Origin of the sequence: Streptomyces roseoverticillatus (assembly GCF_000719265.1) — a bacterium.
Taxonomy (GTDB): Bacteria; Actinomycetota; Actinomycetes; order Streptomycetales; family Streptomycetaceae; genus Streptomyces; species Streptomyces roseoverticillatus.
Genome location: NZ_JOFL01000016.1, coordinates 1 through 22,912 on the forward strand (window position 1 = coordinate 1; position 22,912 = coordinate 22,912).

The following is a 22,912-nucleotide window of genomic DNA, read 5'->3' on the forward strand; positions in this document are numbered from 1 at the left end:
CTCCCACAACGCCGACTCCACCAGCGCCTCAGGCGTCGCCTTCCCGTACTTCTGCAGCAGCCGCCGGTCCAGCGAACCCGCGTTCACCCCGATCCGGATCGGAGTGCCCGCATCCGAGGCCGCCTTCGCGATCTCCTTCACCTTGTCGTCGAACTGCTTGATGTTGCCCGGGTTCACCCGCACCGCCGCACAACCCGCATCGATGGCAGCGAAGACATACTTCGGCTGGAAGTGAATGTCCGCGATCACCGGGATCTGCGACTTCTTCGCGATCACCGGCAACGCATCCGCATCATCCTGCGTAGGACACGCCACCCACGCCGGGGAGCCCGAGGGACACCGGTCCCGCGGAGGTGGCCACGGCCGTCAGCTCCGGTTCCCGGCGACGCTCTCGCGGGCCGCGCGGATCGACTCCTTCAGCGACCCCATGGTGGCGAGGACCGCCGTCGGCTCGTATCCGCAGTGGGCCATGCAGTTGTCGCAGCGCGGGTCCTTGCCGCGCCCGTACTTGTCCCAGTCGGTCTCCTCGATCAGCTGCCGGTACGTGGGGACGTAGCCGTCACTCATCAGATAGCAGGGGCGCTGCCACCCGAAGAGGGAGTAGTTGGGGATCGCCCAGGCGGTGCAGGGGAAGTCGACCTTGCCTTCGAGGAAGTCCAGGAAGAGCGGGCTGTGGTTGAGCCGCCAGCGGGCCCGGTTCCCCCCGGAGAATGCTTTCTTGAACAACTCCCGGGTCTGCTCGACGCCCAGGAAGTGGTCCTGGTCGGGGGCCTTCTCGTAGGCATAGGCGGGCGAGATCATCATCTCGTCGACCTGCAGGTCGTCATTGAGGAAGTTGAGCACCTCGATGATGGTCTGCGGGGTGTCGGTGTTGAAGAAGGTGGAGTTGGTGGTGACCCGGAAGCCGCGCCGCTTGGCCTCCTTGATCGCCGCCACCGCCTCGTCGAAGACGCCCTCCTTCGCAACGGACTCGTCGTGCCGCTCGCGCAGCCCGTCGATGTGCACCGCGAACGCGAAATAGGGGGACGGTGTGAACTTGTCCATCTTCTTGCGCAGGAGCATCGCGTTGGTGCAGAGGAAGACATACTTCCGCTTGGCCACCAGCTGCCGCACGATCTCGTCGATCTGCGGGTGCATCAAGGGCTCGCCGCCCGCGATGGAGACCATCGGCGCCCCGGACTCCAGCACGGCGCCGACGGCCTGGGCCACCGGCATGCGCTGCTTGAGCACTCCGGCCGGATGCTGGATCTTCCCGCAGCCCTCGCACTTGAGATTGCAGGCGAAAAGCGGTTCCAACTCGACGATCAGCGGGAACTTCTCGCGCTTCCTGAGCTTCTGTTCAAAGAGATACGTTCCTACCCGGATGGACTGGCGGAGTGGCATGGCCATCTGGCTCACCTCCTGGGGAGCAGTAAAGAACGGTGCCATTCGATAAAAGCCGGGAGGACGGTGCGCAGAACCCGGAAAGCCGATATTCCACCGCGCAACGTCCCGATTCGGACGAGTTCATGTTCTGGAGCGTCCACGACCACCCGGACGGCCGCAACCGGGCGCGGGCCCGCGCGGACGGCGCTCCGGAGTGTGGCCGCGGACTCCATGTCCACCGCGAGCGCCCCCGCGGCGTGCAGGGCCGCCCGCTCCGCGCCGCGCACGACGTGGTCGGAGCCGACGAGCGGTCCGGTGTGGATGACGCGCCGGGGCACGGCGCGGGCGAGCTCCTTGGCGAGCAGCTCGACGCCCGAGCACTCGGTGCGGCCCGCGCCGTCCCGGGTCTCGTCGGCGACGACCAGGTCCCCGGGGTGCATCCCCGGGGCCAGGCCGGCGCAGAAGCCCGTGGCGACGACCGCCGCCTCGCGCATGGCCGGATCGCGCAGGGCGCGGGTGATGGCATGGTCCGCGGCCAGCGGCCCCATGCCGGTGCGCAGGACGGTCACGGGCCCGGCCGCCTCGCCGGGGCCGCCCCCGCGCAGCGCGAGGCGCTCGATGCCGAGCGCGCAGGCGACCAGCAGCGGTGCGGGGCCGGAGCCCGTGCCGTATGTCATCACGCCTCCAGGCGGTCGGGGGTGAACAGCTCCCCGTGCACGTAGCGGCCCAGGGCCGTGAGGGGGAAGACCTGGCGGTAGAGGTGGTAGTTGATGGAGAAGTCCCAGGGGAAACCCGTACCGGTGAAGTGCGGTTCGTCCCAGGAGCCGTCCGCGCGCTGGGTGTCCACCAGCCAGGCCACGCCACGCTCCACGGCCTTGCCCTCCCGCTCGTCGGCGGCGAGCAGGGCCATCAGCGCCCACGCCGTCTGGGAGGCGGTGGAGGTGCCGCGTCCGATCCACTCGGAGTCGCGGTACGAGCGCAGGTCCTCGCCCCAGCCGCCGTCGTCGTTCTGCACGCCCTCCAGCCAGCGCACGGCCCGGCGGACCGCCGGGTGCGAGGCGGGGATGCCGGCCGCGACGAGGGCGGGGACCACCGAGCCCGTGCCGTAGACGTAGTTGACGCCCCAGCGGCCGAACCAGGCGCCGCTCTCCTCCTGCTCCCCCAGCAGCCAATCGACGCCGCGCCGGGTGCGCGGGTCGTGCCGCTCGCCGAGGAAGGCGAGCATCTCCACGACGTGCGCGGTGACGTCGGCGGACGGCGGGTCGACGACTTCGCCGAAGTCGCAGAACGGCAGCCGGTTGGGCAGCGTGCTGGTGTTGTCGGCGTCGAAGGCGCCCCAGGCGCCGTTCTTCGACTGCATGCCCAGGTTCCAGCGGGCGGCCCGCCGCACGGCCGTCTCGACGCGCGCCGGGTCGGGGTGGCGGACCCGCTTGAGGGCCAGCACGACCTCGGCCGTGTCGTCGATGTCGGGGTAGGTGTCGTTGTGGAACTCGAAGGCCCAGCCGCCCGGGGTCAGCCCGGGGCGGCGCACCGCCCAGTCGCCGGTGCGGTCGATCTGCTCGTCCAGCATCCAGTCGGCGGCCTTGACGAGCGCCGGGTGGTCGGGCGCCACGCCGGCGTCCGCGAGGGCGATGGTCGCCAGGCAGGTGTCCCACACCGGGGACTGGCACGCCTCGATCATGCGGCTGCCGTCCTCGCGCCGGACGGCGAAACGGTCCAGCGACTTCAGGCCCTCGCGCAGCACGGGGTGGTCCAGGTCGTAGCCGAGGAGGTGGAGAGCGATGATCGAGTAGACGGCGGGCGGCTGGATGCCGCCCCAGCAGCCGTCGTTCTCCTGGCGCTCCACGATCCAGCGGGCGGCCTGGTTCAGCGCGAGGCGGCGCAGGCGGCGGAGCGGGAACCGGCGGTAGTGGTGCAGGGCCTTGTCGAGGCGCTGGAAGGCGCCGTCCCAGCTGACGGCGGGGGCGAGCGGGCGCGGCGGGTTCGGCCGGGCCGGGTCCGTGTGCAGCTCGTCGAGCGGGAACGGCGCGGGGCGCACGGGGCGCTTCGCGGAGACCACGGTGAGCGGCACGATGGTCTGCCGGGCCCACTGGCCGAAGTCGTAGAGGTTCAAGGGGAACCACTTCGGCAGGAACATGATCTCGGGGGGCAGCTCGGGGAGGTCCTCCCACTTCCACCAGCCGAAGAGGGCGAGCCAGATGCGGGTGAAGACCCGGGAGGCGGCGATGCCGCCCTGCTCGCGGATCCACGCCGAGGCGGCGGCCATGTGCGGGGCGCCAGGGGCGTCACCGGCGAGCCGCAGGGCGACGTAGGCCTCGATGGTCGTGGAGAGCTCGCCGGGCCCGCCCAGGAAGGTGGCCCAGGTGCCGTCCGGGCGCTGCTCGGAGCGGATGTACAGGGCGGCGGCGCGGGTGGTCTCCTCGTCCTGCACGCCCAGGAACTGACGGAGCAGCAGGTCTTCGGCGTCCATGGTGACGTTGGTCTCCAGGTCGCCCTTCCACCAGCCCTGCTCGTCCTGGCGGGAGAGAAGGTGTTCGGCCGCGAGGGCCGTGGCCCGCTCGGCGGCGGCGAGGGCGCCGGGCGCCTCGCCCTCCGGGAGCGGGGGCTGTGCCGTGGTGCTCTGTGCTGTGGTGCTCTGTGCTGTGGTGCTGTCGGTGGCCGCGGCAGCGCGGGGCGGCAGGGCCCCGGTGCTTCCGTCGGTCGTCGCTGTCATGGTTTCCCCTTTTTTGCAGTGAGCTTCCTTCTCTGCCTTCCTGGGGGCTCCGTCGGCCGGCGCCGTTAGCACTGGCGCCGGCCGGCGACCGCGATCCGTTAGATCGGGTGAATGGCCATCATCTCTTTCGTACGACGACGAAGTCGGCGAGCGCCACAAGTTGGGCTCGGACTTCTGCGGGCATGTCAACTCGGTCGAGGGCTTCGATCGCGGTCGCGTGCTGGCGGCGGGCCTCCTGGGAGGTCCACTCCCGGCCGCCCGCCTCTTCGATCAACGCCGCGCGGCTGGCGAATTCTTCCTCGTCGAAGTCGGCGAGCTGGGCGTCGCTGAGCTTCGCGTCGGCCGCGAGGATCCCCGCGAGCCGCTCGGAGGCCTCCCCGCCGGCGGCGAGGGCCGCGACCACGGGCAGCGACTTCTTGCGCTGGCGCAGGTCGCTCCAGGTCTGCTTTCCGGTGGCCTCCGGGTCGCCCCAGATGCCGAGCAGGTCGTCCACCGCCTGGAAGGCGAGGCCGAGGTGGTAGCCGTAGGCCTCCAGGATGTCGGCCGTGCGGTCGTCGGCGCCGCCGAGGACCGCGCCGATGGAGACGGCGCAGGCGAGCAGGGCACCGGTCTTGTTGCCCTCCATCTCCAGGCACTCCTCGACGGTGACCCGCTCGCGGTGCTCGTAGGAGATGTCCTGGGCCTGGCCGTCGATCAGCTTGCGGGTGGCCGTGGTCAGCCGCCGGGTGGCGCGGCCGGCCTCGACGGTGCCGAGCTCCAGCAGGATCTCGTTGGCGAGCGCGAAGAGGGCGTCGCCGACGAGGATGGCCTGCTCGGGCCCGTACACCTTCCACACGGTGTCGCGGTGGCGGCGCTGCTCGTCGCCGTCCATCAGGTCGTCGTGCAGGAGCGAGAAGTTGTGCACGAGCTCGACGGCCACGGCGCCGGGGATGCCCACCTCGGGGGCGCGGCCGGCGGCCTCGGCCGAGAGCAGGGCGAGCGCGGGCCGGACGGCCTTGCCGCTGTCGCCGTGCGCCGGCCGGCCCTCGGCGTCGATCCAGCCGAAGTGGTAGGCGGCGACGGTGTCCATGGGCGGCGCGAGCCGATCCACGGCAGCACGCAGCACCGGCGTGGCAAGCGTCCGTCCCCGCTCCAGCATGGCGTTGACGCCCGCGGTGTCGACAGCTGGGATCGCCGAAGTCACGGTCTCTCCTCTGGTGGTCGTGCTCGTGCGCGGCCCGGTCCGGGCACGCGACGCTTCATGGCTCGCCTCGGTCATACCGCCTCCCGCAGGGGGCTCACGTGCGGTCGGCCGAGCTCGGAGAGTGCCGCGCCGGCGGCGTGGACACCGCTGCGCACCGCGCCCTCCATGGTCGCGGGCCAGCCGGTGGCGGTCCACGCGCCGGCCAGGTACAGGCCGGGCGTGTTCGTGCGGGCGGTCGGCCTACGCCTGCCGACGCCCGGGGTGGGGGCGAACGTCGCTGTCCGCTCCCGGGTCACGAAGAAGTCCCGTACGCCGGCGCCGCGTGCGGCGGGCAACAGCCGTTCCAGCTCGGGAAGATAGCGGGAGCGCAGCTCGGCGACGGGCCGCTCGATGTCGTCCTGCGCGGCCGACTGGGAGACGGCGAGGTACTGGCAGCCTTCCCAGTGTCCCCCCTTCGCTGCGAGCCCCGACGACTCGGTGCGGTCGAAGACCCACTGCACGGGCGAGCCCAGCGCGGCGAAGAACGGCTGCCGCAGGACCTGGCGGTCGTAGACGACGTGCAGGTTGAGGATCGGGGCGGTGCCGATCTCCAGCAGCCGGCCCGGCTCGTCGAGGGCGCCGTCGGGCAGCAGGGCGTGGGTCTCGCGCTGCGGCACGGCGAGCACGACAGTGTCGGCCGTGAGCTGCTCGGCGGTGCCGGGGCCGGTCTCGGCGCCGACCTGCCAGGTGCCGTCGGCGGCGCGGGCGATGCCGGTGGCGCGGGTGCGCAAGCGGGTGCGGACGCCGGCCGCCTCGAGGGCGGCGCGGGCGCGCGTGTCGTGCAGCTCGCCGAGGGGGACGTGGGCCCAGCCGATGTCGGCGGCGCCGGGCTCGGTGAGCAGCGCGGTCTTGAAGACCATGGCGGCGAGGCCGAGCGAGGACTCTGCGGCGGTGGCGTTGAGGGTGGCCACGCCGATCAGGTCCCACAGGGCCTCGACCGTGCGGGCGGACTGGCCCTTGCGGCGCAGCCAGCCGCCGAAGTCCGTGCCGTCGAGCGCGGGGTCCTGCGGGTCGAGGCCGCGCAGGGCCAGTGCGGCCCGGCCCACCGCGGCGCGCTCGGCGAGCGAGAGGTGCGGGTACGTGGCGAGGCTTTTGGCCAGGTGCAGCGGGACGGGGAGGGCGGTGCGGCGCAGCCGGCCCAGGCGGGGCTTGCCGGAGGGGTGGCCGACGTCGAGGACGGGCACGTCGAGGCGGTCCTGCAGGGGGGCGAGGTGCAGGGCGTCGATCCGGTCGAGGAAGGAGCTGTAGGCGGTGCAGCAGCGCAGGTAGACGTGCTGGCCGTTGTCGATGGTGAGGTCGCCGCGGCGGAAGGAGAAGGCGAGGCCGCCGAGCCGGGGCCGGCCCTCCAGGAGGGTGACGCGCACGCCGGCGTCGGCGAGCTCCAGCGCGGCCGTGATGCCCGCGAGGCCGCCGCCGACGACCACCGCGCGGGCGGGCGCGGTGCCGTCCCCGTCCGCGGGGCCGTGGCCGGGCCCGGTTGTCGTGGCTGTCATGTGCCCACCCCTTCGGCTGCTGTCAGGGACGTGTCCGCAGGGCGGAGGGTTGCGCGCCGGCCGGCGGCCCGGACCAGGGAGATCAAGCGCGCCCCCCGGCGGTCCGCCGGTGGACGCTGCGGGCGTCGAGGCCGGACAGGCCGCGCACGGCGACGTAGACCTTCTCCCGGCCGGGCAGCGAGACGCGGCCGCGCAGGACCGCCTCGGGGTCCTCGGCGATCCGGTCGAGCAGCCTGCGGTAGATGCCGGCCATGGCGGCGACGCAGGCGCCGCTGCGGCGGTCGAGCATGGGCAGCAGCCGGGTGCCCTCGGCGAACAGGGCGCGGGCGCGCCGGACCTCGAAGTGGACGAGGCCGGTGAAGTCGGCGCCGGCCGGGGGCCGGGCGGAGTGGAAGCCCTCGGCGCAGCCGAACTTCGCGAGGTCGTCGGAGGGCAGGTAGGTGCGGCCGTTGGCGGCGTCCTCGCGGACGTCGCGCAGGATGTTGGTGAGCTGCAGCGCCAGGCCGAGGGTATCGGCGTACTCCGCGGCGCGCGCGGCGTCCCGCGCGCCGGGCACGGTGCCGAACACGCCGAGGGAGAGGCGGCCGATGGCGCCCGCGACGCAGCGGCAGTACACCGCGAGGTCGTCCCAGGTCTCGTACGACTGGCCGCGCACGTCCATCTGAACGCCGTCGATGAGTTCGTCCAGCCCGCCGAGCGGGATGGGGAAGCGGCGCGCGGCATGGCTGAGCGCGACGGCCACCGGGTCGGTGTCGTCCTCGGCGATGCGGCCCTCTCGGATGCGGGAGAGCAGCTCGCGCGTCTCCTCCAGGCGCCGGTGCTTGGCGCCGGCGTCCAGCGGGCCGTCGCCGATGTCGTCGACGCGGCGCGAGAAGGCGTAGAGCGCCGACATGGCGCGCCGCTTGGCGGTCGGCAGGAGCCTGATGCCGTAGCTGAAGTTGCCGGCCTGCTGGCCGGTGACCGCCTCGCAGTAGCTGTACGCGGCGAGCACCGGTGCGGACGCGTCCGGGGATCCGTTCACGGTCCTGCTCACCCCTCTCTTCGCAGTGTCGCTCCCACCTCGCGCAGCAGGCTGAGCTTGGTGGGCTTGGGCGGTCCGGGCAGTACGTCGTGTCCTGCGGCGGCGACCGCGCGGAGCGCGGCCCTCCCCCCGCCCACGAACCCCGCGAGCAACAGCTTCAACCTGCCGTGGACGCTACCCACCAGGGGGGTGCCTTCATTCAGCAGTTCTCCGGCGCGTTCCCCTTCGTACGCGACCAGGGCGCGCAACGACGCGCCGCTGGTCGGGCGCGCGAGGTCGGCCTCGGTGACGCGGAAGCGCTCCATGTCCTCGGCCGGGAGGTAGACGCGGTCGCGGCCGAGGTCCTCGGCGACGTCCTGCAGGTGTTCCACGATCTGCAGCCCGGTGCAGACCGCGTCCGAGCGGCGGATCCGCTCGGGGCTGGCGGTGCCGGTGATGCCGAGGACGAGGCGGCCGACGGGGTTCGCGGACAGCTCGCAGTAGGCGAGCAGATCGTCGTACGTACCGTAGCGGCGGACCCGCTGGTCCTGGCGGTTGGCCTCGATGAGCCCCAGGAAGGGCTCCGGGGTCAGCCCGCAGCGGCGGACGGTGGGCCGCAGGCGGCGCAGCAGCGGGTGGCGGGGGCCGGTGCCCGAGCTGCTGAAGACGCGGTGCAGGTCGGCCTCGAAGGCGTCGAGCATCGTGAGACGGTCGTCACTCTGCGCCGGGTCGAGCCCAAGCAGCTCGGCGTCCCGCCCGCCGGGGGCCAGGTCGCCGTCGCCGATGTCGTCGACGAGGCGGGCGTATCCGTAGACGGCCATGAGGTCGTCCCGCCAGGCGCGCGGCACGAAGAAGGGTGCCACGGGGAAGTTCTCGTGCGCGGCCTTGTCGAGCACGGCGCGCTCGTGCGCGTCCGTCCCCGCCGTCACAGCGGGCTGCCCGGACCGGGGACGGCGTGCACGCCTCGGATCCGGAGAGGCCCCGCAGCCAATACAGCCATTGCCGTCACATCTCCCGTTCTACACTGCCGACCCAGAACATCCTATTTCGGACACGCCGCAGGGGTTGACACCCCCTTCGGCGCCCCCTGCTCCCCCATCGGCACCTGCCGCCCCACCCGCATCCGACCCCGTCTCCGGAGTCGCGGATAAGCCGGTATCGCACGCTTCGCCGCGATTCGGCACGGTACAGCGTACGCCGCACACCTGTCCGATGCGCGACCGGGTAGGTGCTTGATCCATACAATGCCACGCGGGCAGCGAATCAACCCTGCCAATAAGCCAGTTGATCGTTACGGAACGGTCAAGGCCCCCGCCGGAGCGCACCGGCAGGGGCTCGCGCTCGACCGGTCCGCACCGGCCCGCGCGGCGCTAGCGGGCCGTCTCCTTCTCGTACGCCCGGACCACTTCCTCGGTCGGGCCGTCCATGAGCAGCTGGCCGTGCTCCAGCCACAGCACGCGGTCGCAGGTGTCCCGGATCGACCTGTTGTTGTGGCTGACCAGGAAGACCGTGCCCGCCTGCTTGCGCAGCTCGCGGATGCGGGCCTCGGAGCGCTTCTGGAACGAGCGGTCACCGGTGGCCAGCGCCTCGTCGATCATCAGCACGTCGTGGTCCTTGGCCGCGGCGATGGAGAACCGCAGCCGGGCCGCCATGCCGGACGAATAAGTCCGCATGGGCAGCGTGATGAAGTCGCCCTTCTCGTTGATCCCGGAGAAGTCGACGATGTCCTGGTAGCGCTCGCGGATCTGCTCGCGCGACATCCCCATGGCCAGACCGCCGAGCATCACGTTCTTCTCGCCCGTGAGGTCGTTCATCATGGCCGCGTTCACGCCCAGCAGCGAGGGCTGGCCGTCGGTGTAGACCTTGCCGCGCTCGGTGGGCAGCAGTCCGGCGATCGCCTTCAGCAGGGTGGACTTGCCGGAGCCGTTCGAGCCGATCAGGCCGATCGCCTCGCCGCGGTAGGCGGTGAAGCTCACGCCCTTGACGGCGTGCACCTCGCGGACGCCCGCGCTCGGCTGGCGCCGCACGAGCCGGTTGAGCGCGGCGGTCGCGCTGCCGCGGCCGGTGTTGCCGCCGTAGACGCGGTAGACGATGTGCACGTCGTCCGCGATGACGGTGGGCACGCGGGCGGCGTCCGCCGCGGGGGTCGGGTTCTGTTCAGCCACGGCCGTACTGCTCCTCAGCCTTCCAGAAGTACACGAAACCACCGGCGCCGACCAGGACCGCCCAGCCCACCGCCAGCAGCCACACGTGCGGCGGCAGGTGGATCCGGCTGTGGTCCTCGATCAGGGACCAGCGCATCAGGTCGATGTAGACGGCGGCCGGGTTGGCCCCGACGACGTCGATGACCCACTTCGGGGCGTGCGTCTTCTCCAGCGCCTCGACCATGTTGTACATCACGCCGGACGCGTACATCCACGTGCGCGTGATGAACGGCAGGAGCTGCGCCAGGTCGGGGGTCTTGCTGCCCGCCCGGGCCAGGATCATCGCCAGGCCGGTGTTGAAGAGGAACTGCAGCGCCAGGATCGGGACGATCAGCGCCCAGGACGGGCCCGGCATGTGGCCGAAGCCGATCAGGAAGACGAACAGCACGCACATCGACAGCAGCAGCTGCTGGAGCTGCTGCATCGCGAAGGAGATCGGCAGGGCCGCCCGCGGGAAGTGCAGGGCGCGCACCAGGCCCAGGTTGCCCGCGATGGAGCGCACGCCGGCCATCGCCGAGCTCTGGGTGAAGGTGAAGACGAAGACGCCGGTCACCAGGAAGGGGATGTACGTGGCGATCCCCATGCCCTTCGACTGCTGCATCAGCACGCCGAAGATCAGCAGGTACACGCCGGCGTTCAGCAGCGGCGTCGCCACCTGCCAGACCTGGCCCAGCTTGGCCTGGCTGTACTGGGCCGTCATCTTGGCCCGGGAGAACGCGACGATGAAATGCCGCCGCGCCCACAGCTGCCGGGCGTAGTCCGGCAGGCTCGGGCGGGCCCCGCTCACCGCGAGGCCGTACTTCCTGGCCAGCTCGGCGGCGGGCAGGCCGTCGTCGGGTGACGGCGGGGCACTCATGGCGACCGCACTGCCGTGCGTTGTCTCGCTCACAGTTGACACTTTCGTCCTCAAGGTGCGCTGCCGGGGGCTCGCCCCGGCCCGCGCCCGGTGCTCATAGACAAGAGCTTGTCAGATCACGGGAGGCCGACCCAGCCGGGTCAGGCGCCACACGGTACGCCACTTCATGGGGCGCCGTGGACCACAGGGCGTCGTCCAGCCCTCCCGGAAGCCCCCGAACCACGCCCGCAGCGCGGGCAGCGAGGGCCGCCGGGCCAGGGTCAGCAGCAGCCAGACCCCGAGGTAGACCGGGACCAGGGGGGCCGGCAGGTTGCGCCGGGCGAGCCAGACCCGGTTGCGGGCGACCATCCGGTGGTAGACCGCGTGCCGGCTCGGGGCCGTCGTCGGGTGGTGCAGCACCATGTCCGCGCGGTAGTCGATCATCCAGCCGGCGTCGAGGGCCCGCCAGGCGAGGTCGGTCTCCTCGTGCGCGTAGAAGAACTCGTCCGGCAGCAGGCCGGCCTCGGCGAAGACCCGGGTGCGGACCGCGTTGGCGCCGCCCAGGAAGGTGGTCACCCGCGAGGAGCGCATCGGGTCCGAGGCGCGCAGCCGCGGCACGTGGCGGCGCTGGGTGACGCCCGTGTCGGGGTCGGCGATCCGGAAGCTGATGATGCCGAGCTTCGGGTCGGCGGCGAACGCCTGCCGGCACAGCTCGGCGGTGTCCTGGCCGGGCAGCAGGCCGTCGTCGTCCAGGAACAGCAGGATGTCGGCCTCGCGCCCGGCGGGCCCGAACGCCTCGATGCCCACGTTGCGCCCGGCCGGGATGCCGACGTTCTCCGACAGCTCGACGGTGCGCACGGTCAGGCCGGGGACGGCGATCGGCGGCAGCGGGGAGCCGTTGCCGACGACGACGACCTCGATCGGGTCGCCGTCCTGCTTGGCGACGGACTCCAGCAGGGCGCGCAGCTCCGCGGGGCGGTTGCCCATGGTGAGGACAACCGCGCCGACCTTGACTGCAGGAGCGGAGGGAGCGTTCATCGGAGCCTGCTCGACGCGAGGATGGACACCAGGTGCAGCACAGTCTGCAGCACCGCGACGGCGGCGAGCAGGACCACCGCGACACGCGTGAACAGCAGGTCGCCGTGGACGAAGTCCGCGATGCCGGCCACCAGCATCAGCAGCGACGCCTCGACGCCGCCGACCAGCCGGTGGAACTTCAGCGCGGCCGCGGCCTTACGGGCCAGGGCCATGCCCGAGGAGCGGGGCGTGGCCGCCGCGTCCTCGGCGGCCGCCATGCCGCTGCGGGCGCGGGCCACGTCGACCAGGTCCGTCTCCGCCTTGATCAGGATCGCGCCGAGCGCCGCCAGCGTGCCCAGGAAGGCCCACTGCCACTGCGTGGCCGCGCCGTCCCGGTGCAGGACGTCCGCCGCCCGGATGCCGAAGCCGACGAGCAGGGCGGCCTCGGAGAGGTAGTGCCCCACCCGGTCGAGGTAGACGCCGGTCGTGGAGGTGACCTTGCGCCAGCGCGCGAGCTCGCCGTCCACGCAGTCCAGCAGCAGGTACAGCTGGATGAGCAGCGCACCGAGGATCGCCCCGGCCAGGCCCGGGATCACCAGGGCGGCGCCCGCGGCGATGCCGGCCAGGATCATCAGGCCCGTGTACTGGTTGGGCGTGAGCCGGGTGTTCAGCAGGACCCGCGTGCAGCGCAGGGAGATCTCGCGCATGTACAGGCGTCCGGCCCAGTGCTCGCCGCTGCGCCGGTCCTTGAGCCCGCCGGGGTGGACGACCGGGCGGAGTTCAGCTAGTGACGGTTTTGGCATAGTCGGCGTAAGCGTCCCTGATCTGGTCGGTGGAGAGCGCGAGGTGCTCCAGGATCGTGTAGCGGCCGGGGCGGGTCTGCGGCGCGTACTCCACGGCCGCGACGAACTCCTCGGCGCTGAACCCGATCTCCTGCGGCAGCACGGGCAGGCCGTGCCGGCGCAGCACCTCGACCATCAGCGCGGACTCCTCGCGGGCACCGCGCAGGTACATCGCGAAAGCCGCGCCGAGGCCGCACTGCTCGCCGTGGCTGGCCGCCCGCTTGGGGTAGAGCAGGTCGAAGGCGTGGTTGATCTCGTGGCAGGCGCCGGAGGCGGGGCGGCTGTCGCCGGCCACCGACATGGCGATGCCGGTGAGGACCAGGCCCTCGGCCAGCACCTGCAGGAAGCTGTCGTCGCCGACGCCGCCGGGGTGGCGCAGCACGGCCTCGCCGGCCTGCCGGGCCATGGCGGCGGCCAGGCCGTCGATGTCCTCACCGCGCTCGCGGGCGGAGAGCTCCCAGTCCGCCACGGCGGAGATGTTGGAGATCGCGTCGCCGATGCCGGAGCGCACGAAGCGGACCGGGGCCTCACGGATGACGTCGAGGTCGATCACGACGGCGATGGGGTTGGGCACGCCGTAGGAGCCGCGGCCCGCGTCGTTGTCGAGGGTCGCGACCGGCGAGCAGAGCCCGTCGTGCGAGAGGTTCGTGGCCACGGCGACGAGCGGCAGGCCGATGCGCGCGGCGGCGTACTTCGCACAGTCGATGATCTTGCCGCCGCCGAGGCCCACCACGGCGTCGTAGTGGCCGGACTTCATCGCGTCGGCCAGCTGGATGGCGTCGTCCAGCGTGCCGCCGCCCACCTCGTACCACGAGGCGCCGGGCAGCGCCGGGGCGAGCCGCTCGCGCAGCACCGCCCCGGAGCCGCCGCTGATGGCGACGGCCAGCTTGCCGGAGCTGGAGATCCGCTGATCGGCGAGGACGCTCGCCAGATCGTTGAGGGCTCCGGCCCGGATGTCGACGACGACCGGCGAGGGGATGAGCCTCGTCAGTACTGGCACGCGATCCCCCGGCCCTTGGCGAGGTCGTCGTGGTTGTCGATCTCGACCCACTGGACATCGCCGATGGGGGCCACGTCGATCTTGAAGCCGCGGTTGACGAGCTCCTGGTAGCCGTCCTCGTAGTAGAGGTCGGGGTCGCGCTCGAAGGTGACCTTCAGAGCGTCCGCCAGGTCGGCGGCGGCCTCGCCCTCGATCAGGGTGACGCCGATGTACTCACCGGTGGCCTCGGCCGGGTCCATGAGCTTGGTGATGCGCTGGACGCCCTTGTCGGGGTCCACGATGACCTTCATCTCCTCGTCGGCGAGCTGCTTCACCGTGTCGAGGGCGAGGATGATCTTCTGGCCGTTGCCGCGGGCGGCGAGCAGGGTCTTCTCGACGGAGACCGGGTGCACGGTGTCGCCGTTGGCGAGGATCACGCCGTCCTTGAGGGCGTCACGGCCGCACCACAGGGAGTAGGCGTTGTTCCACTCCTCGGCCTTGTCGTTGTCGATCAGGGTGAGGCTCAGGCCGTACTTGGCCTCGAGGGCCTCCTTGCGGACGTACACGGCCTCCTTGCGGTAGCCCACGATGATCGCGACCTCGGTCAGACCGATCTCGGCGAAGTTGGCCAGGGTGAGGTCGAGGATGGTGGTGTCACCATCCACCGGCACCAGGGCCTTGGGCAGAGTGTCGGTGTAGGGACGCAGACGCCGTCCGGCGCCGGCGGCCAGCACGAGGCCGATCATGCGGGTTCTCCTGTTTCGTCGTGTACTGCGGGTGCCCCGGAGGACACCCAGAAGCGGATGCTCTCGCTGAGCACCACGAGGGCGATGGCGGCCGCGAGGACCGTCAGCGCGATGGTGAAACCTCGGCCGTGCCACAGGGCGGCCGCGGTGGTGACCGCCAGGACGCGACCCTCGTGTCCGCCGATCGCCCGCACCAGCCGGTGCGGGGGCGCGCCGGTGCCACCGCGGATGCGGTACACCGTGTCGTAGTGATGGTAGGCGACCGCGGCCACCAGGCCGAAAGCCGCCGGGAGGGCCCCCGGGGCGCCGGACTGGGCGGCCAGGCCCAGGATGATGCCGTACTCCGCGCCCCGGAAGACCGGCGGCACCAGCCAGTCGAGGGGGCCCTTGAGGGGCTGGGCGACGGCGACGCCGGCGAGGATCGCGTAGACCGCGGCCTGCAGGACGGCCCGCCAGGTGCCGCCGCTGCCGGTGACCAGCGGGCCGAGGAGCAGGCTGGCGGCGGCGAGGACGGCCCAGAAGGGGGCGCTGTAGGCCCGGCCGGGCACCGTGCGGCCCAGGCTGCCCGCGGCGATCTCGGCGACCGGGCCGGAGTCGGCCAGGTCGGCCAGCGCCTGCGCGGCGCGGTCCGTGCGCTTGGCCTTACGGGTCAGGGAGCGCAGGACGCGGCCCGCGGTGGTGTAGCAGGCGGCGAAGGCGCAGCCGATCAGCAGCACGTAGAAGACGGTGCGCGGCGTGGTGAGCGCGGTGAGGACCGCGATCAGCGCCCAGCGCTCGCCGATGGGCAGCACGATCATGCGGCGGACCCAGACCGTCCAGCCGACGCTGTCGAGGCGGCCGGAGAGCGCGGCTGTCGGGCTCGTGTTGGCCGTAGCGTCGTGGTTCGCCTCGTTGAAGGAGAAGTCGACGACGTGCCGGCAGGTCATGAGGACCATCGCGCCGAGCGCGAGCGCCCATACGTCGTCGTGGCCGCCGCCGCGGGACGCTCCGAGGGCCAGGCCCGCGTAGAAGGCGTACTCCTTGGCGCGGTCGAAGGTCGCGTCGAGCCAGGCGCCGAGCGTGGAGTACTGCAGCGAGTAGCGGGCGAGCTGGCCGTCGGTGCAGTCCAGGACGAAGGAGAACAGCAGCAGCGCGCCGGCGGCGACGAAGCCGCCCCGGGTGCCGGTCGCCGCGCAGCCGGCCGCGATCAGCGCGGTCAGCAGGGACGCGGTGGTGACCTGGTTGGGGGTGAGGCCGCGGTGGGCGCACCAGCGGGCGAGGTAGCGCGAGTACGGGCTGATGAAGAAGGTGGTGAAGAACCCGTCGCGGGACTTCACGGCGCTGCGCAGCCGTACGGCTTCGTCGTCGACGGCCTCGGTCTCGGCGAGCGCCTTGGCGCGGAGCTCGCCGCCGTCCGGCACGGCTGCGACGAGGATGCCGAGGTCGGGCCGGTGCACGGGCACGCCGTCGGCTTCCAGCCGGGCGGCGAGGGCGCCGGGCAGGCTGCCGGCAGCCGGGGCCGGGCCGGTCTCGCGGAGCGCCGGTCCGGCGCCCTCGCCCGGCGCGGCCCCGGCGGCTCCCGATCGCGCGGAGTCCGGCCCGTCCTGGCCGGACGGACGCTCGGGCTCTTCGGAGTCCGTGGGCTCTCCCGCTCGCGCGGGAGACGCAGGTTCCCCGGCCGCCGGGCGGCCGGCCGTCACCGCGCTCAGCGCGCGCGTCAGGGACGCGCGCGCGTCCGGCTGGACGGTGAGCGCGCCCTCGGTGGCGCCGGCCGGGAAGCGGGGGTCGGTCAGGGCGAGGCGCAGGGCGTGCACATGGCCCACGAAGCGGTGGTCCACCACAGCGACCCGCTCCGTGGCCGGGACGGCGGCCAGCGCCCCGGCGACGTCCGCCGCCACGCGGACGTCGAAGCCGAGGGACCGCAGGTCCTCCTCCAGGGAGGAGCCGGCGGGCGGCGGACCGGTGAGGATGGCGGTCGACAGACGAACTCACTCCTTGCGGCGGGCATGGCCGCTCCGGGGCCGCGGGACGCGGCGGGCGGCGTTCGTACCGGAAGCCCCCGGCGGGGGCCGGCACGTCGGCAGAGGCTATCGGATCACCGGAAGACGCCGTTCACCGCCGGTACGCCTCCGGCAGGTCCGCCATGGAAAGGACGCCCGGGCGGGGCGTCCGGTTCCGGGCCGGGGCGGTCCGGTACCGCCGGACCGCGCCGTCGTGGTGTCCCGCCGTTGCGAGAGTCCGGCGGAGTGCCCGGTCACCGGAATCGAACCCACATCGTGACCCGCCGTCCAGGCGCTAGGGTGCCGGTCATGACATGGCTGATCACAGGCGGTGCCGGGTACATCGGAGCACACGTCGCCCGGGCGATGACACAGGCCGGCGAGCGGGTCGCCGTGCTGGACGACCTGTCCGCGGGCGTGGCCGCGCGGCTGCCCGCGGGCTGCGTGCTGGTGCGGGGCTCGGTGCTGGACCGCGAGCTGCTGGACCGCACTTTCGCGGAGCTGGGCGTGACGGGCATCGTGCACCTGGCGGCGAAGAAGCAGGTCGGGGAGTCGGTGGAGAAGCCGCTCCTCTACTACCGGGAGAACCTGCACGGGCTGACCGTGCTGCTGGAGGCGGCCGTCGCCGCGGGCGTCCGCAGCTTCGTGTACTCCTCCTCCGCCGCCGTCTACGGGATGCCGGATGTGGACCTCGTCACGGAGGACACGCCGTGCGCGCCGATGAACCCGTACGGCGAGACGAAGCTGGCCGGCGAGTGGCTGGTGCGGGCCACCGGGAAGGCGCACGGCCTGTCGACGGCCTGCCTGCGCTACTTCAACGTGGCGGGCGCGGCGGTGCCGGAGCTCGCGGACACCGGGATCTTCAACATCATCCCGATGATGTTCGACCGGCTCACCCGGGGCGAGGCGCCGCGGATCTTCGGCGACGACTACGCCACCCCGGACGGCACCTGCATCCGTGACTACATCCACATCGAGGACCTGGCGACCGCGCACCTCGCGGCGGCCCGCCGGCTGGCCGAGCGCACGGAGCCGGGCGACCTCACGCTGAACGTGGGCACGGGGCGGGGCGTCTCGGTGCGGGAGATGGCCGACCTGATCGCCTCGGTGACCGGCCGCACCGAGCCCGCGCCGCTCGTCGAGCCGCGCCGTCCGGGTGATCCGGCGCGTGTCGTGGCCTCGAACGAGCTGATCGCGAAGGAGCTCGGCTGGAGCCCGGCGCACGACGTGCGCAGCATGGTCGCGTCCGCGTGGGAAGGCTGGTGCCTGCACCACCCGGAGGCCCGGGAGGGCGTTCCGCGGGGCTGACGTCCCCGCACGCAGGGTGATCGCCGCAGGTCGGCGAGATGCACATCTTCGCAGGTCAGAGCACATGACAACGGTGTTCAGTGCCGCGTTGCCCGATACCCCCCACCCGTAGTTCACTGGGTCCCGGCCGGCAGCCGCCGGCCGGACGGGCACCCGTTTTCCGAGGGCGGCATCTCATGGGCGCAGGGCACGATCACGGTCACTCTCACGGGGGACCCCCGCCGGGCACGAGCGGCACGGCCGCGGCGGCCTACAAGGGCCGGCTGCGGATCGCACTGGGCATCACGCTCACGGTGCTCGTGGCGGAGGTCGTGGGCAGCGCGCTGACCGGTTCGCTGGCGCTGCTCGCGGACGCCGGGCACATGGCGACGGACGCCGTCGGGGTGGGCATGGCGCTGGTCGCCATCCACTTCGCGAACCGCCCGTCGAGCGGCCGGCGCACCTACGGGTACGCCCGGGCGGAGATCCTGGCGGCGCTGCTGAACTGCCTGCTGCTGCTCGGCGTGGGCGGGTTCATCCTCTACGAGGCGGTGGGGCGCCTGATGAACCCGACCGAGGTGCCGGGCGGCATGACGGTGGTCTTCGGTCTGGTGGGCGTCGTCGCCAACCTGATCTCCCTGGCGCTGCTGATGCGCGGCCAGAAGGAGAGCCTCAACGTGCGCGGGGCGTTCCTGGAGGTCCTCTCGGACGCGCTGGGCTCGTTCGCGGTGGTGGTCTCCGCAGTGGTGATCATGCTGACGGGGTGGACGCAGGCCGACCCGGTCGCCTCGCTCCTGATCGGCCTGATGATCGTGCCGCGCACGCTGAAGCTGCTGCGGGAGGCGCTGGACGTCCTGCTGGAGGCCGCGCCGAAGGACGTCGACATGGACGCGATCCGGGCGCACATCATGGCGCTGCCGGGCGTGCAGGACCTGCACGACCTCCATGTGTGGACCATCACATCCGGAATGCCGGTGCTCTCCGCCCATGTGGTGGTCGACCACCTGGCGCTGGATTCCGTCGGGCACGAAAAAATCCTCCACGACCTGCAGGGCTGCCTCGGCGAGCACTTCGACGTGGAGCACTGCACCTTCCAGCTGGAGCCCGGCGGCCATGCGGAGCACGAGGCGAAGCTCTGTCATTGACGCCCCGGCCCGGTACGGCAGACTTGAGGGCCGAAGACCGACAACGAGGATGGTCAATGCCGATCACACCAGCCAATGGCCTCTCCGCCGACACCGCAGCGGTTCCCGCTCCGGAGGGCTCAGCCGAACCGATCATGCTGGAGCTGGTCGACGAGGACGGCAGAACCATCGGCACGGCGGAGAAGCTCTCCGCCCACATCGCTCCCGGCAAGCTGCACCGGGCGTTCTCGGTCTTCCTCTTCGACGACGCGGGCCGGCTGCTGCTGCAGCGGCGGGCGCTGGAGAAGTACCACTCCCCCGGCGTGTGGTCGAACACGTGCTGCGGTCACCCGTATCCGGGCGAGCCCCCGTTCGTGGCGGCGGCGCGCCGCACGGGCGAGGAGCTGGGGCTCGCACCCGCGCTGATGCGCGAGGCCGGCACCGTGCGCTACAACCACCCCGACCCGGACTCGGGCCTGGTGGAGCAGGAGTACAACCACCTCTTCGTGGGAATCGTGCGGGCCGAGCCGCGCCCGGCCCCGCAGGAGATCGCGGAGACCGCGTTCGTGACCCCGGCCGAGCTGGAGGAGCTGCGGGCGCGCTACCCGTTCTCGGCGTGGTTCATGACCGTGCTGGACGCGGCGCGGCCCGCGGTGCGCGAGGTCACCGGGGACGCGGCGGGCTGGTAGGCCCGCCGGCGGGCGCGGGGAGCGGCAGGGCGGCCCAGACCACCTTGCCTCCGCTCGCGGTGTGCTCGACGTCGCACATGCCTCCGGCCTCCGCGGAGATGGCCTGGACGAGCAGCAGCCCGCGGCCGCCGATGCGCTCGTCGTCCGCCTCCAGTGGCTTGGGCCGGTACGGGTGGTCGTCCTCGACGGCCACCCGTACCCAGTGGCGGCCGATGGAGACCTCCACGGCGACCTCGGGCGAGAGCAGGGCCGCGTGCTGCACGGCGTTGGTGACCAGCTCCGAGACGATCAGCAGGAGCCCCTGCAGCAGGTCGTCGCAGAGCGGCACGCGCTGGTGGCGGAGGAGGTCGCGGACGGCGTGCCTCGCCCGCGGTACGGAGGAGTGCAGCGCGGGAGCGGTGAAGCGCCAGGCGCCGTCGAACTCGACCGGGCTCCGGGGTGGGGCGTGCCCGCGGTCGGGCGGGACGCTCCCGAGGATTTCCATGTCCGATACCAACCCCTCACCATGGTCGACCGCACCCATGAGTGTTGGGAAGATGAGGGTCCTACCGGCGAGCTGACCGCAAATCACCGTCTATCGACGGAGTTTGACCGGGTGCGTATGCCAGGGTCACTCACGCGACTGATCCTGGCCACCCTGTTCCGCGTTCCCTGAGCAACCCGGAGTTAGGTATTCCGAGGGAGGGCCCGGATAGCATCCGGCGCATGGAGCCCGCACTTCACCTGGACGTCGCCGGTGGCACCGCCACGGTCCGCATCGCCAACCCCGCCAAGCGCAACGCCATGACCACGGACATGTGGCGGTCCCTCCCCGGGCTGCTGGAGCGGTGCGCCGCCGACCCGGCCGTCCGGGTGCTGGTGCTCACCGGCGAGGGCGGCACGTTCTGCGCGGGCGCCGACATCTCCTCGCTGACCGAGGGCGCCGACCGCTCGCGGGACCTCGCGATCGCGGCCGAGGAGGCCCTCGCCGCCTTCCCCAAGCCCACGCTCGCCGCCGTGCGCGGCTTCTGCGTGGGCGGCGGCTGCCAGCTCGCCGCCGCGTGCGACCTGCGGTTCGCGTCCGACGACGCGTCCTTCGGGGTGACCCCGGCGAAGCTCGGGATCGTCTACGGGGCCTCCTCCACCCGCCGGCTGGTGGAGCTGACCGGCCCGGCCACGGCCAAGTACCTGCTCTTCTCGGGCGAACTGATCGACGCCGCGCGGGCCCTGCGGACGGGCCTCGTGGACGAGGTCTGGCCGCAGGAGGCGCTGGACCGGCGGGTCGCGGAGTTCGCCCGGGTGCTGGCCTCGCGGTCGCAGCTGACGCAGGCCTCGGCGAAGGAGTTCGCCGCGGGGCCCGCCGGTCCGGGCCGGGTCGCGCACTGGGCGGAGCAGGAGCGTGCGGGCGGCGACACGGCGGAGGGCGTCGCCGCGTTTCTGGAGCGGCGGCAGCCGCGGTTCGCGTGGACGGTGGGCGAGCCCACCACGGACGGGCGGCCGGACCCCCGTACCGGCCTTCCCGTCGCCGGCCGCTGATCGCGGCACCGGACGGGCGGTGGTCAGTCGGCTGCGGGCCGTCCGTGGCCGGTCGCGCCCGCGCGGCGGAGCCGCAGATCAACACCGCCCCGCGCCCCTTGTGGGGCGCGGTTCCCTGCAGGCTCCCGCGAGCCCGCTCAGCTGCCCTGGGGCTTCACCAGCTGCGAGAGGTCCGTGTTCCGCCACTCGGCTACGAGGTCGGCCGGGGCCTTGTCCGGGGAGCCCGCGTCGTAGGGCGGCTGCGGGTCGTACTCGATGAGCAGTTGGACGGACTGGGCGGCACGGTCGCCCGCGACCCGGCCCGCGAGCGCGAGGGCCATGTCGATGCCGGAGGAGACGCCGGCAGCGGTGACGTACTTGCCGTCGAAGACGACGCGCTCCCCCGTGGCCTCGACGCCGTACGCGGCGAGCTGTTCCAGCATCAGCCAGTGCGACGTGGCGCGACGGCCCGTCAGAAGCCCGGCTGCGGCCAGGAGCAGGGAACCGGTGCACACCGACGTCGTCCAGGTGGTGGTGCGGTCGACGTGCCGCAGCCACTCGGCGACGGGCCCCGGGCCCAGTTGGCCGCTCGGGTCGGCCCCGCCGGGCACGACGACGATGTCCGGGCTCGTGACCTCGGCGAGGGATGCCTCGGCGACCAGGGAGAGGCTGCCCCTCTCGTTGGGGACGGGCCCCGGGCGCTCGGCGACGAGCACGGTCTCGGCGCCGGGGAGGGCACCCAGGGTGTCGAACGGGCCGACGGCGTCGAGGGCGGTGAAGCCGGGGTAGAGCAGGACGGCGATCTGCACGGTGGTCCTCGTTTCGTTCGGTGGCGGCCGCGGCCGGTCAGGCCGCGGTCAGCGGACGGAAGCGGCGGCGGTACTCGGCGGGTGAGGTGCCCAGGGCGCGGACGAAGGCGCGGCGCATGGCCTCGGGCGTGCCGTAACCGCAGGCGCGCGAGACCTCCTCGACGCCGTCGCCGGTGTCCTCCAGCTGCCGGCGCGCGGCCTCCAGGCGGACCCGGTCCACGTAGCGGCCCGGCGTCATGCCGGTCTCACTGTGGAAGGCGCGGGCGAAGTGCCGCGGGGAGAGGTCCGCGCGGGCGGCGAGCGCTTCGACGGACAGGTCGGCCGCGGGGTTCTCGACGATCCAGTGCTGGACGTCGCGCAGCCGCGGGCGGCTCGCGGTCTGGGCCGCGAGCGGGGCGCTGAACTGGGTCTGGTTGCCGGGGCGACGCAGGAAGACGACGAGGTTGCGGGCGACGGCGAGCGCCGGTTCGCGGCCCAGGTCGTCCTCGACGAGGGCGAGCGCGAGGTCGATGCCGGCGGTGACGCCGGCCGAGGTGACGACCTTCCCGTCGCGCACGTAGATGGGATCGGGCTCCACGCGCACGGAGGGGAAGCGCGCGGCGAGGGCGGCGCAGAACGCCCAGTGGGTCGTCGCGCGGCGGCCCTCCAGCAGGCCGGCGGCGGCGAGCAGGAAGGACCCCGTGCACACCGACACCACGCGCTCCGCGCGCGGCGCGTGCTCGCGCAGCCAGGCGACGAGGCGGGGGTCGGGGGTGCGCGTGCCCTCGCCGCCCGGCACGAGCAGGGTGTGTGCGGCGGGGGCGTCGTGCAGCGCGGAGTCGGGCGTGACGCGCAGGCCGCTGCTGGTGCGCACGGGACCGCCGTCGAGGGTGGCGGTGTGCACGCGGTACGTGCCGGGGTCGCCGGTCCACTGCCGCGCTCCGGCGAACACTTCGGCGGGGCCCGTGAAGTCGAGGCTCTGGACCTCGTCAAACAGGACGATCAGCACGGTGCGGCGCTGGGTGCGGCGGTGCGTCATGCTCACCATGCTGATCGCCCGGTCATGTGTCCGCAATGACGAAGACCCCACCTTTCCTGCCATCGCCGCAGGGTGCGGGGCACCGCCCTTCCCGCC

Annotated in this window: 21 protein-coding genes and 1 pseudogene; 4 read left to right on the top strand and 18 right to left on the bottom strand. The window is 72.7% G+C overall.

Going from position 1 to position 22,912, the window contains the following annotated elements:
* From IF61_RS0119165 to IF61_RS0119235, 15 genes and pseudogenes are all read right to left on the bottom strand, one after another.
* Window positions 1–315, bottom strand: a pseudogene (locus tag IF61_RS0119165) (flavodoxin-dependent (E)-4-hydroxy-3-methylbut-2-enyl-diphosphate synthase); the annotation flags it as partial.
* Between the two features lie 51 nt (window positions 316–366).
* A complete protein-coding gene (gene hpnH / locus IF61_RS0119170; RefSeq protein ID WP_030367668.1) occupies window positions 367–1,389 on the bottom strand; it encodes an adenosyl-hopene transferase HpnH in 1,023 nt (340 codons plus the stop codon).
* Window positions 1,390–1,394: 5 nt separating this feature from the next.
* The gene (locus tag IF61_RS0119175) at window positions 1,395–2,042 is read right to left on the bottom strand and encodes a phosphorylase family protein (RefSeq protein WP_030367669.1); all 648 of its coding nucleotides are present in this window, start codon (window positions 2,040–2,042) and stop codon (window positions 1,395–1,397) included.
* Window positions 2,042–4,078 carry a squalene--hopene cyclase gene (shc, locus tag IF61_RS0119180; protein WP_030367670.1) on the bottom strand — a complete coding sequence of 679 codons (2,037 nt, stop codon included), beginning with the start codon at window positions 4,076–4,078 and terminating at the stop codon, window positions 2,042–2,044. Before shc ends, IF61_RS0119175 begins: the two co-directional genes overlap by 1 nt.
* Window positions 4,079–4,196: 118 nt before the next feature.
* Window positions 4,197–5,216 carry a polyprenyl synthetase family protein gene (locus IF61_RS0119185; RefSeq protein WP_211264911.1) on the bottom strand — a complete coding sequence of 340 codons (1,020 nt, stop codon included), beginning with the start codon at window positions 5,214–5,216 and terminating at the stop codon, window positions 4,197–4,199.
* Window positions 5,217–5,332: 116 nt separating this feature from the next.
* Window positions 5,333–6,793: a hydroxysqualene dehydroxylase HpnE gene (hpnE, locus tag IF61_RS0119190; RefSeq protein ID WP_052392818.1), complete on the bottom strand. Its 1,461-nt coding sequence runs from the start codon at window positions 6,791–6,793 to the stop codon at window positions 5,333–5,335.
* An 82-nt stretch (window positions 6,794–6,875) separates the two neighbouring features.
* Window positions 6,876–7,826, bottom strand: a complete 951-nt coding sequence (gene hpnD / locus IF61_RS0119195; RefSeq protein WP_030367673.1) for a presqualene diphosphate synthase HpnD — start codon at window positions 7,824–7,826, stop codon at window positions 6,876–6,878.
* Window positions 7,823–8,689, bottom strand: coding sequence for a squalene synthase HpnC (gene hpnC, locus IF61_RS0119200; protein ID WP_043189891.1), 867 nt, complete (start codon window positions 8,687–8,689; stop codon window positions 7,823–7,825). The genes hpnD and hpnC overlap by 4 nt, the downstream gene beginning before the upstream one ends.
* A gap of 474 nt (window positions 8,690–9,163) precedes the next feature.
* The gene (locus IF61_RS0119205; protein WP_030367675.1) at window positions 9,164–9,958 is read right to left on the bottom strand and encodes an ABC transporter ATP-binding protein; all 795 of its coding nucleotides are present in this window, start codon (window positions 9,956–9,958) and stop codon (window positions 9,164–9,166) included.
* On the bottom strand, window positions 9,951–10,886 hold the full coding sequence (locus IF61_RS0119210) for an ABC transporter permease (RefSeq protein WP_030367676.1): 936 nt from the start codon (window positions 10,884–10,886) through the stop codon (window positions 9,951–9,953). The genes IF61_RS0119205 and IF61_RS0119210 overlap by 8 nt, the downstream gene beginning before the upstream one ends.
* A 78-nt stretch (window positions 10,887–10,964) precedes the next feature.
* Window positions 10,965–11,870: a glycosyltransferase family 2 protein gene (locus IF61_RS0119215; protein WP_030367677.1), complete on the bottom strand. Its 906-nt coding sequence runs from the start codon at window positions 11,868–11,870 to the stop codon at window positions 10,965–10,967.
* The gene (locus IF61_RS0119220) at window positions 11,867–12,652 is read right to left on the bottom strand and encodes a CDP-alcohol phosphatidyltransferase family protein (RefSeq protein ID WP_078660332.1); all 786 of its coding nucleotides are present in this window, start codon (window positions 12,650–12,652) and stop codon (window positions 11,867–11,869) included. The genes IF61_RS0119215 and IF61_RS0119220 overlap by 4 nt, the downstream gene beginning before the upstream one ends.
* A complete protein-coding gene (locus tag IF61_RS0119225; RefSeq protein ID WP_030367679.1) occupies window positions 12,630–13,691 on the bottom strand; it encodes an iron-containing alcohol dehydrogenase family protein in 1,062 nt (353 codons plus the stop codon). The genes IF61_RS0119220 and IF61_RS0119225 overlap by 23 nt, the downstream gene beginning before the upstream one ends.
* A complete protein-coding gene (locus IF61_RS0119230) occupies window positions 13,679–14,416 on the bottom strand; it encodes a phosphocholine cytidylyltransferase family protein (RefSeq protein ID WP_030367680.1) in 738 nt (245 codons plus the stop codon). Before IF61_RS0119230 ends, IF61_RS0119225 begins: the two co-directional genes overlap by 13 nt.
* Window positions 14,413–16,293 carry a DUF5941 domain-containing protein gene (locus IF61_RS0119235; protein ID WP_030367681.1) on the bottom strand — a complete coding sequence of 627 codons (1,881 nt, stop codon included), beginning with the start codon at window positions 16,291–16,293 and terminating at the stop codon, window positions 14,413–14,415. Before IF61_RS0119235 ends, IF61_RS0119230 begins: the two co-directional genes overlap by 4 nt.
* A 411-nt stretch (window positions 16,294–16,704) precedes the next feature.
* On the opposite strand from IF61_RS0119235, the gene galE reads away from it, so the two are divergent.
* From galE to idi, 3 genes are all read left to right on the top strand, one after another.
* On the top strand, window positions 16,705–17,703 hold the full coding sequence (galE, locus tag IF61_RS0119240) for a UDP-glucose 4-epimerase GalE (RefSeq protein WP_030367682.1): 999 nt from the start codon (window positions 16,705–16,707) through the stop codon (window positions 17,701–17,703).
* 176 nt (window positions 17,704–17,879) lie between these two features.
* The gene (locus tag IF61_RS0119245) at window positions 17,880–18,827 is read left to right on the top strand and encodes a cation diffusion facilitator family transporter (protein ID WP_030367683.1); all 948 of its coding nucleotides are present in this window, start codon (window positions 17,880–17,882) and stop codon (window positions 18,825–18,827) included.
* Between the two features lie 56 nt (window positions 18,828–18,883).
* The gene (gene idi / locus IF61_RS0119250; RefSeq protein WP_030367684.1) at window positions 18,884–19,495 is read left to right on the top strand and encodes an isopentenyl-diphosphate Delta-isomerase; all 612 of its coding nucleotides are present in this window, start codon (window positions 18,884–18,886) and stop codon (window positions 19,493–19,495) included.
* Here idi and IF61_RS0119255 read toward each other — a convergent pair.
* Window positions 19,470–19,979: an ATP-binding protein gene (locus IF61_RS0119255; protein ID WP_030367685.1), complete on the bottom strand. Its 510-nt coding sequence runs from the start codon at window positions 19,977–19,979 to the stop codon at window positions 19,470–19,472. The genes idi and IF61_RS0119255 overlap by 26 nt on opposite strands.
* Window positions 19,980–20,200: 221 nt before the next feature.
* On the opposite strand from IF61_RS0119255, the gene IF61_RS0119260 reads away from it, so the two are divergent.
* Entirely contained in the window at window positions 20,201–21,010 is an 810-nt protein-coding gene (locus IF61_RS0119260) for an enoyl-CoA hydratase/isomerase family protein (RefSeq protein ID WP_052392820.1), read from the top strand.
* Between the two features lie 137 nt (window positions 21,011–21,147).
* Here IF61_RS0119260 and IF61_RS0119265 read toward each other — a convergent pair whose 3' ends face one another.
* Entirely contained in the window at window positions 21,148–21,798 is a 651-nt protein-coding gene (locus IF61_RS0119265) for a DJ-1/PfpI family protein (protein ID WP_030367687.1), read from the bottom strand.
* A 37-nt stretch (window positions 21,799–21,835) separates the two neighbouring features.
* A complete protein-coding gene (locus tag IF61_RS0119270) occupies window positions 21,836–22,816 on the bottom strand; it encodes a GlxA family transcriptional regulator (RefSeq protein WP_030367688.1) in 981 nt (326 codons plus the stop codon).
* Between the last annotated feature and the right edge of the window lie 96 nt (window positions 22,817–22,912).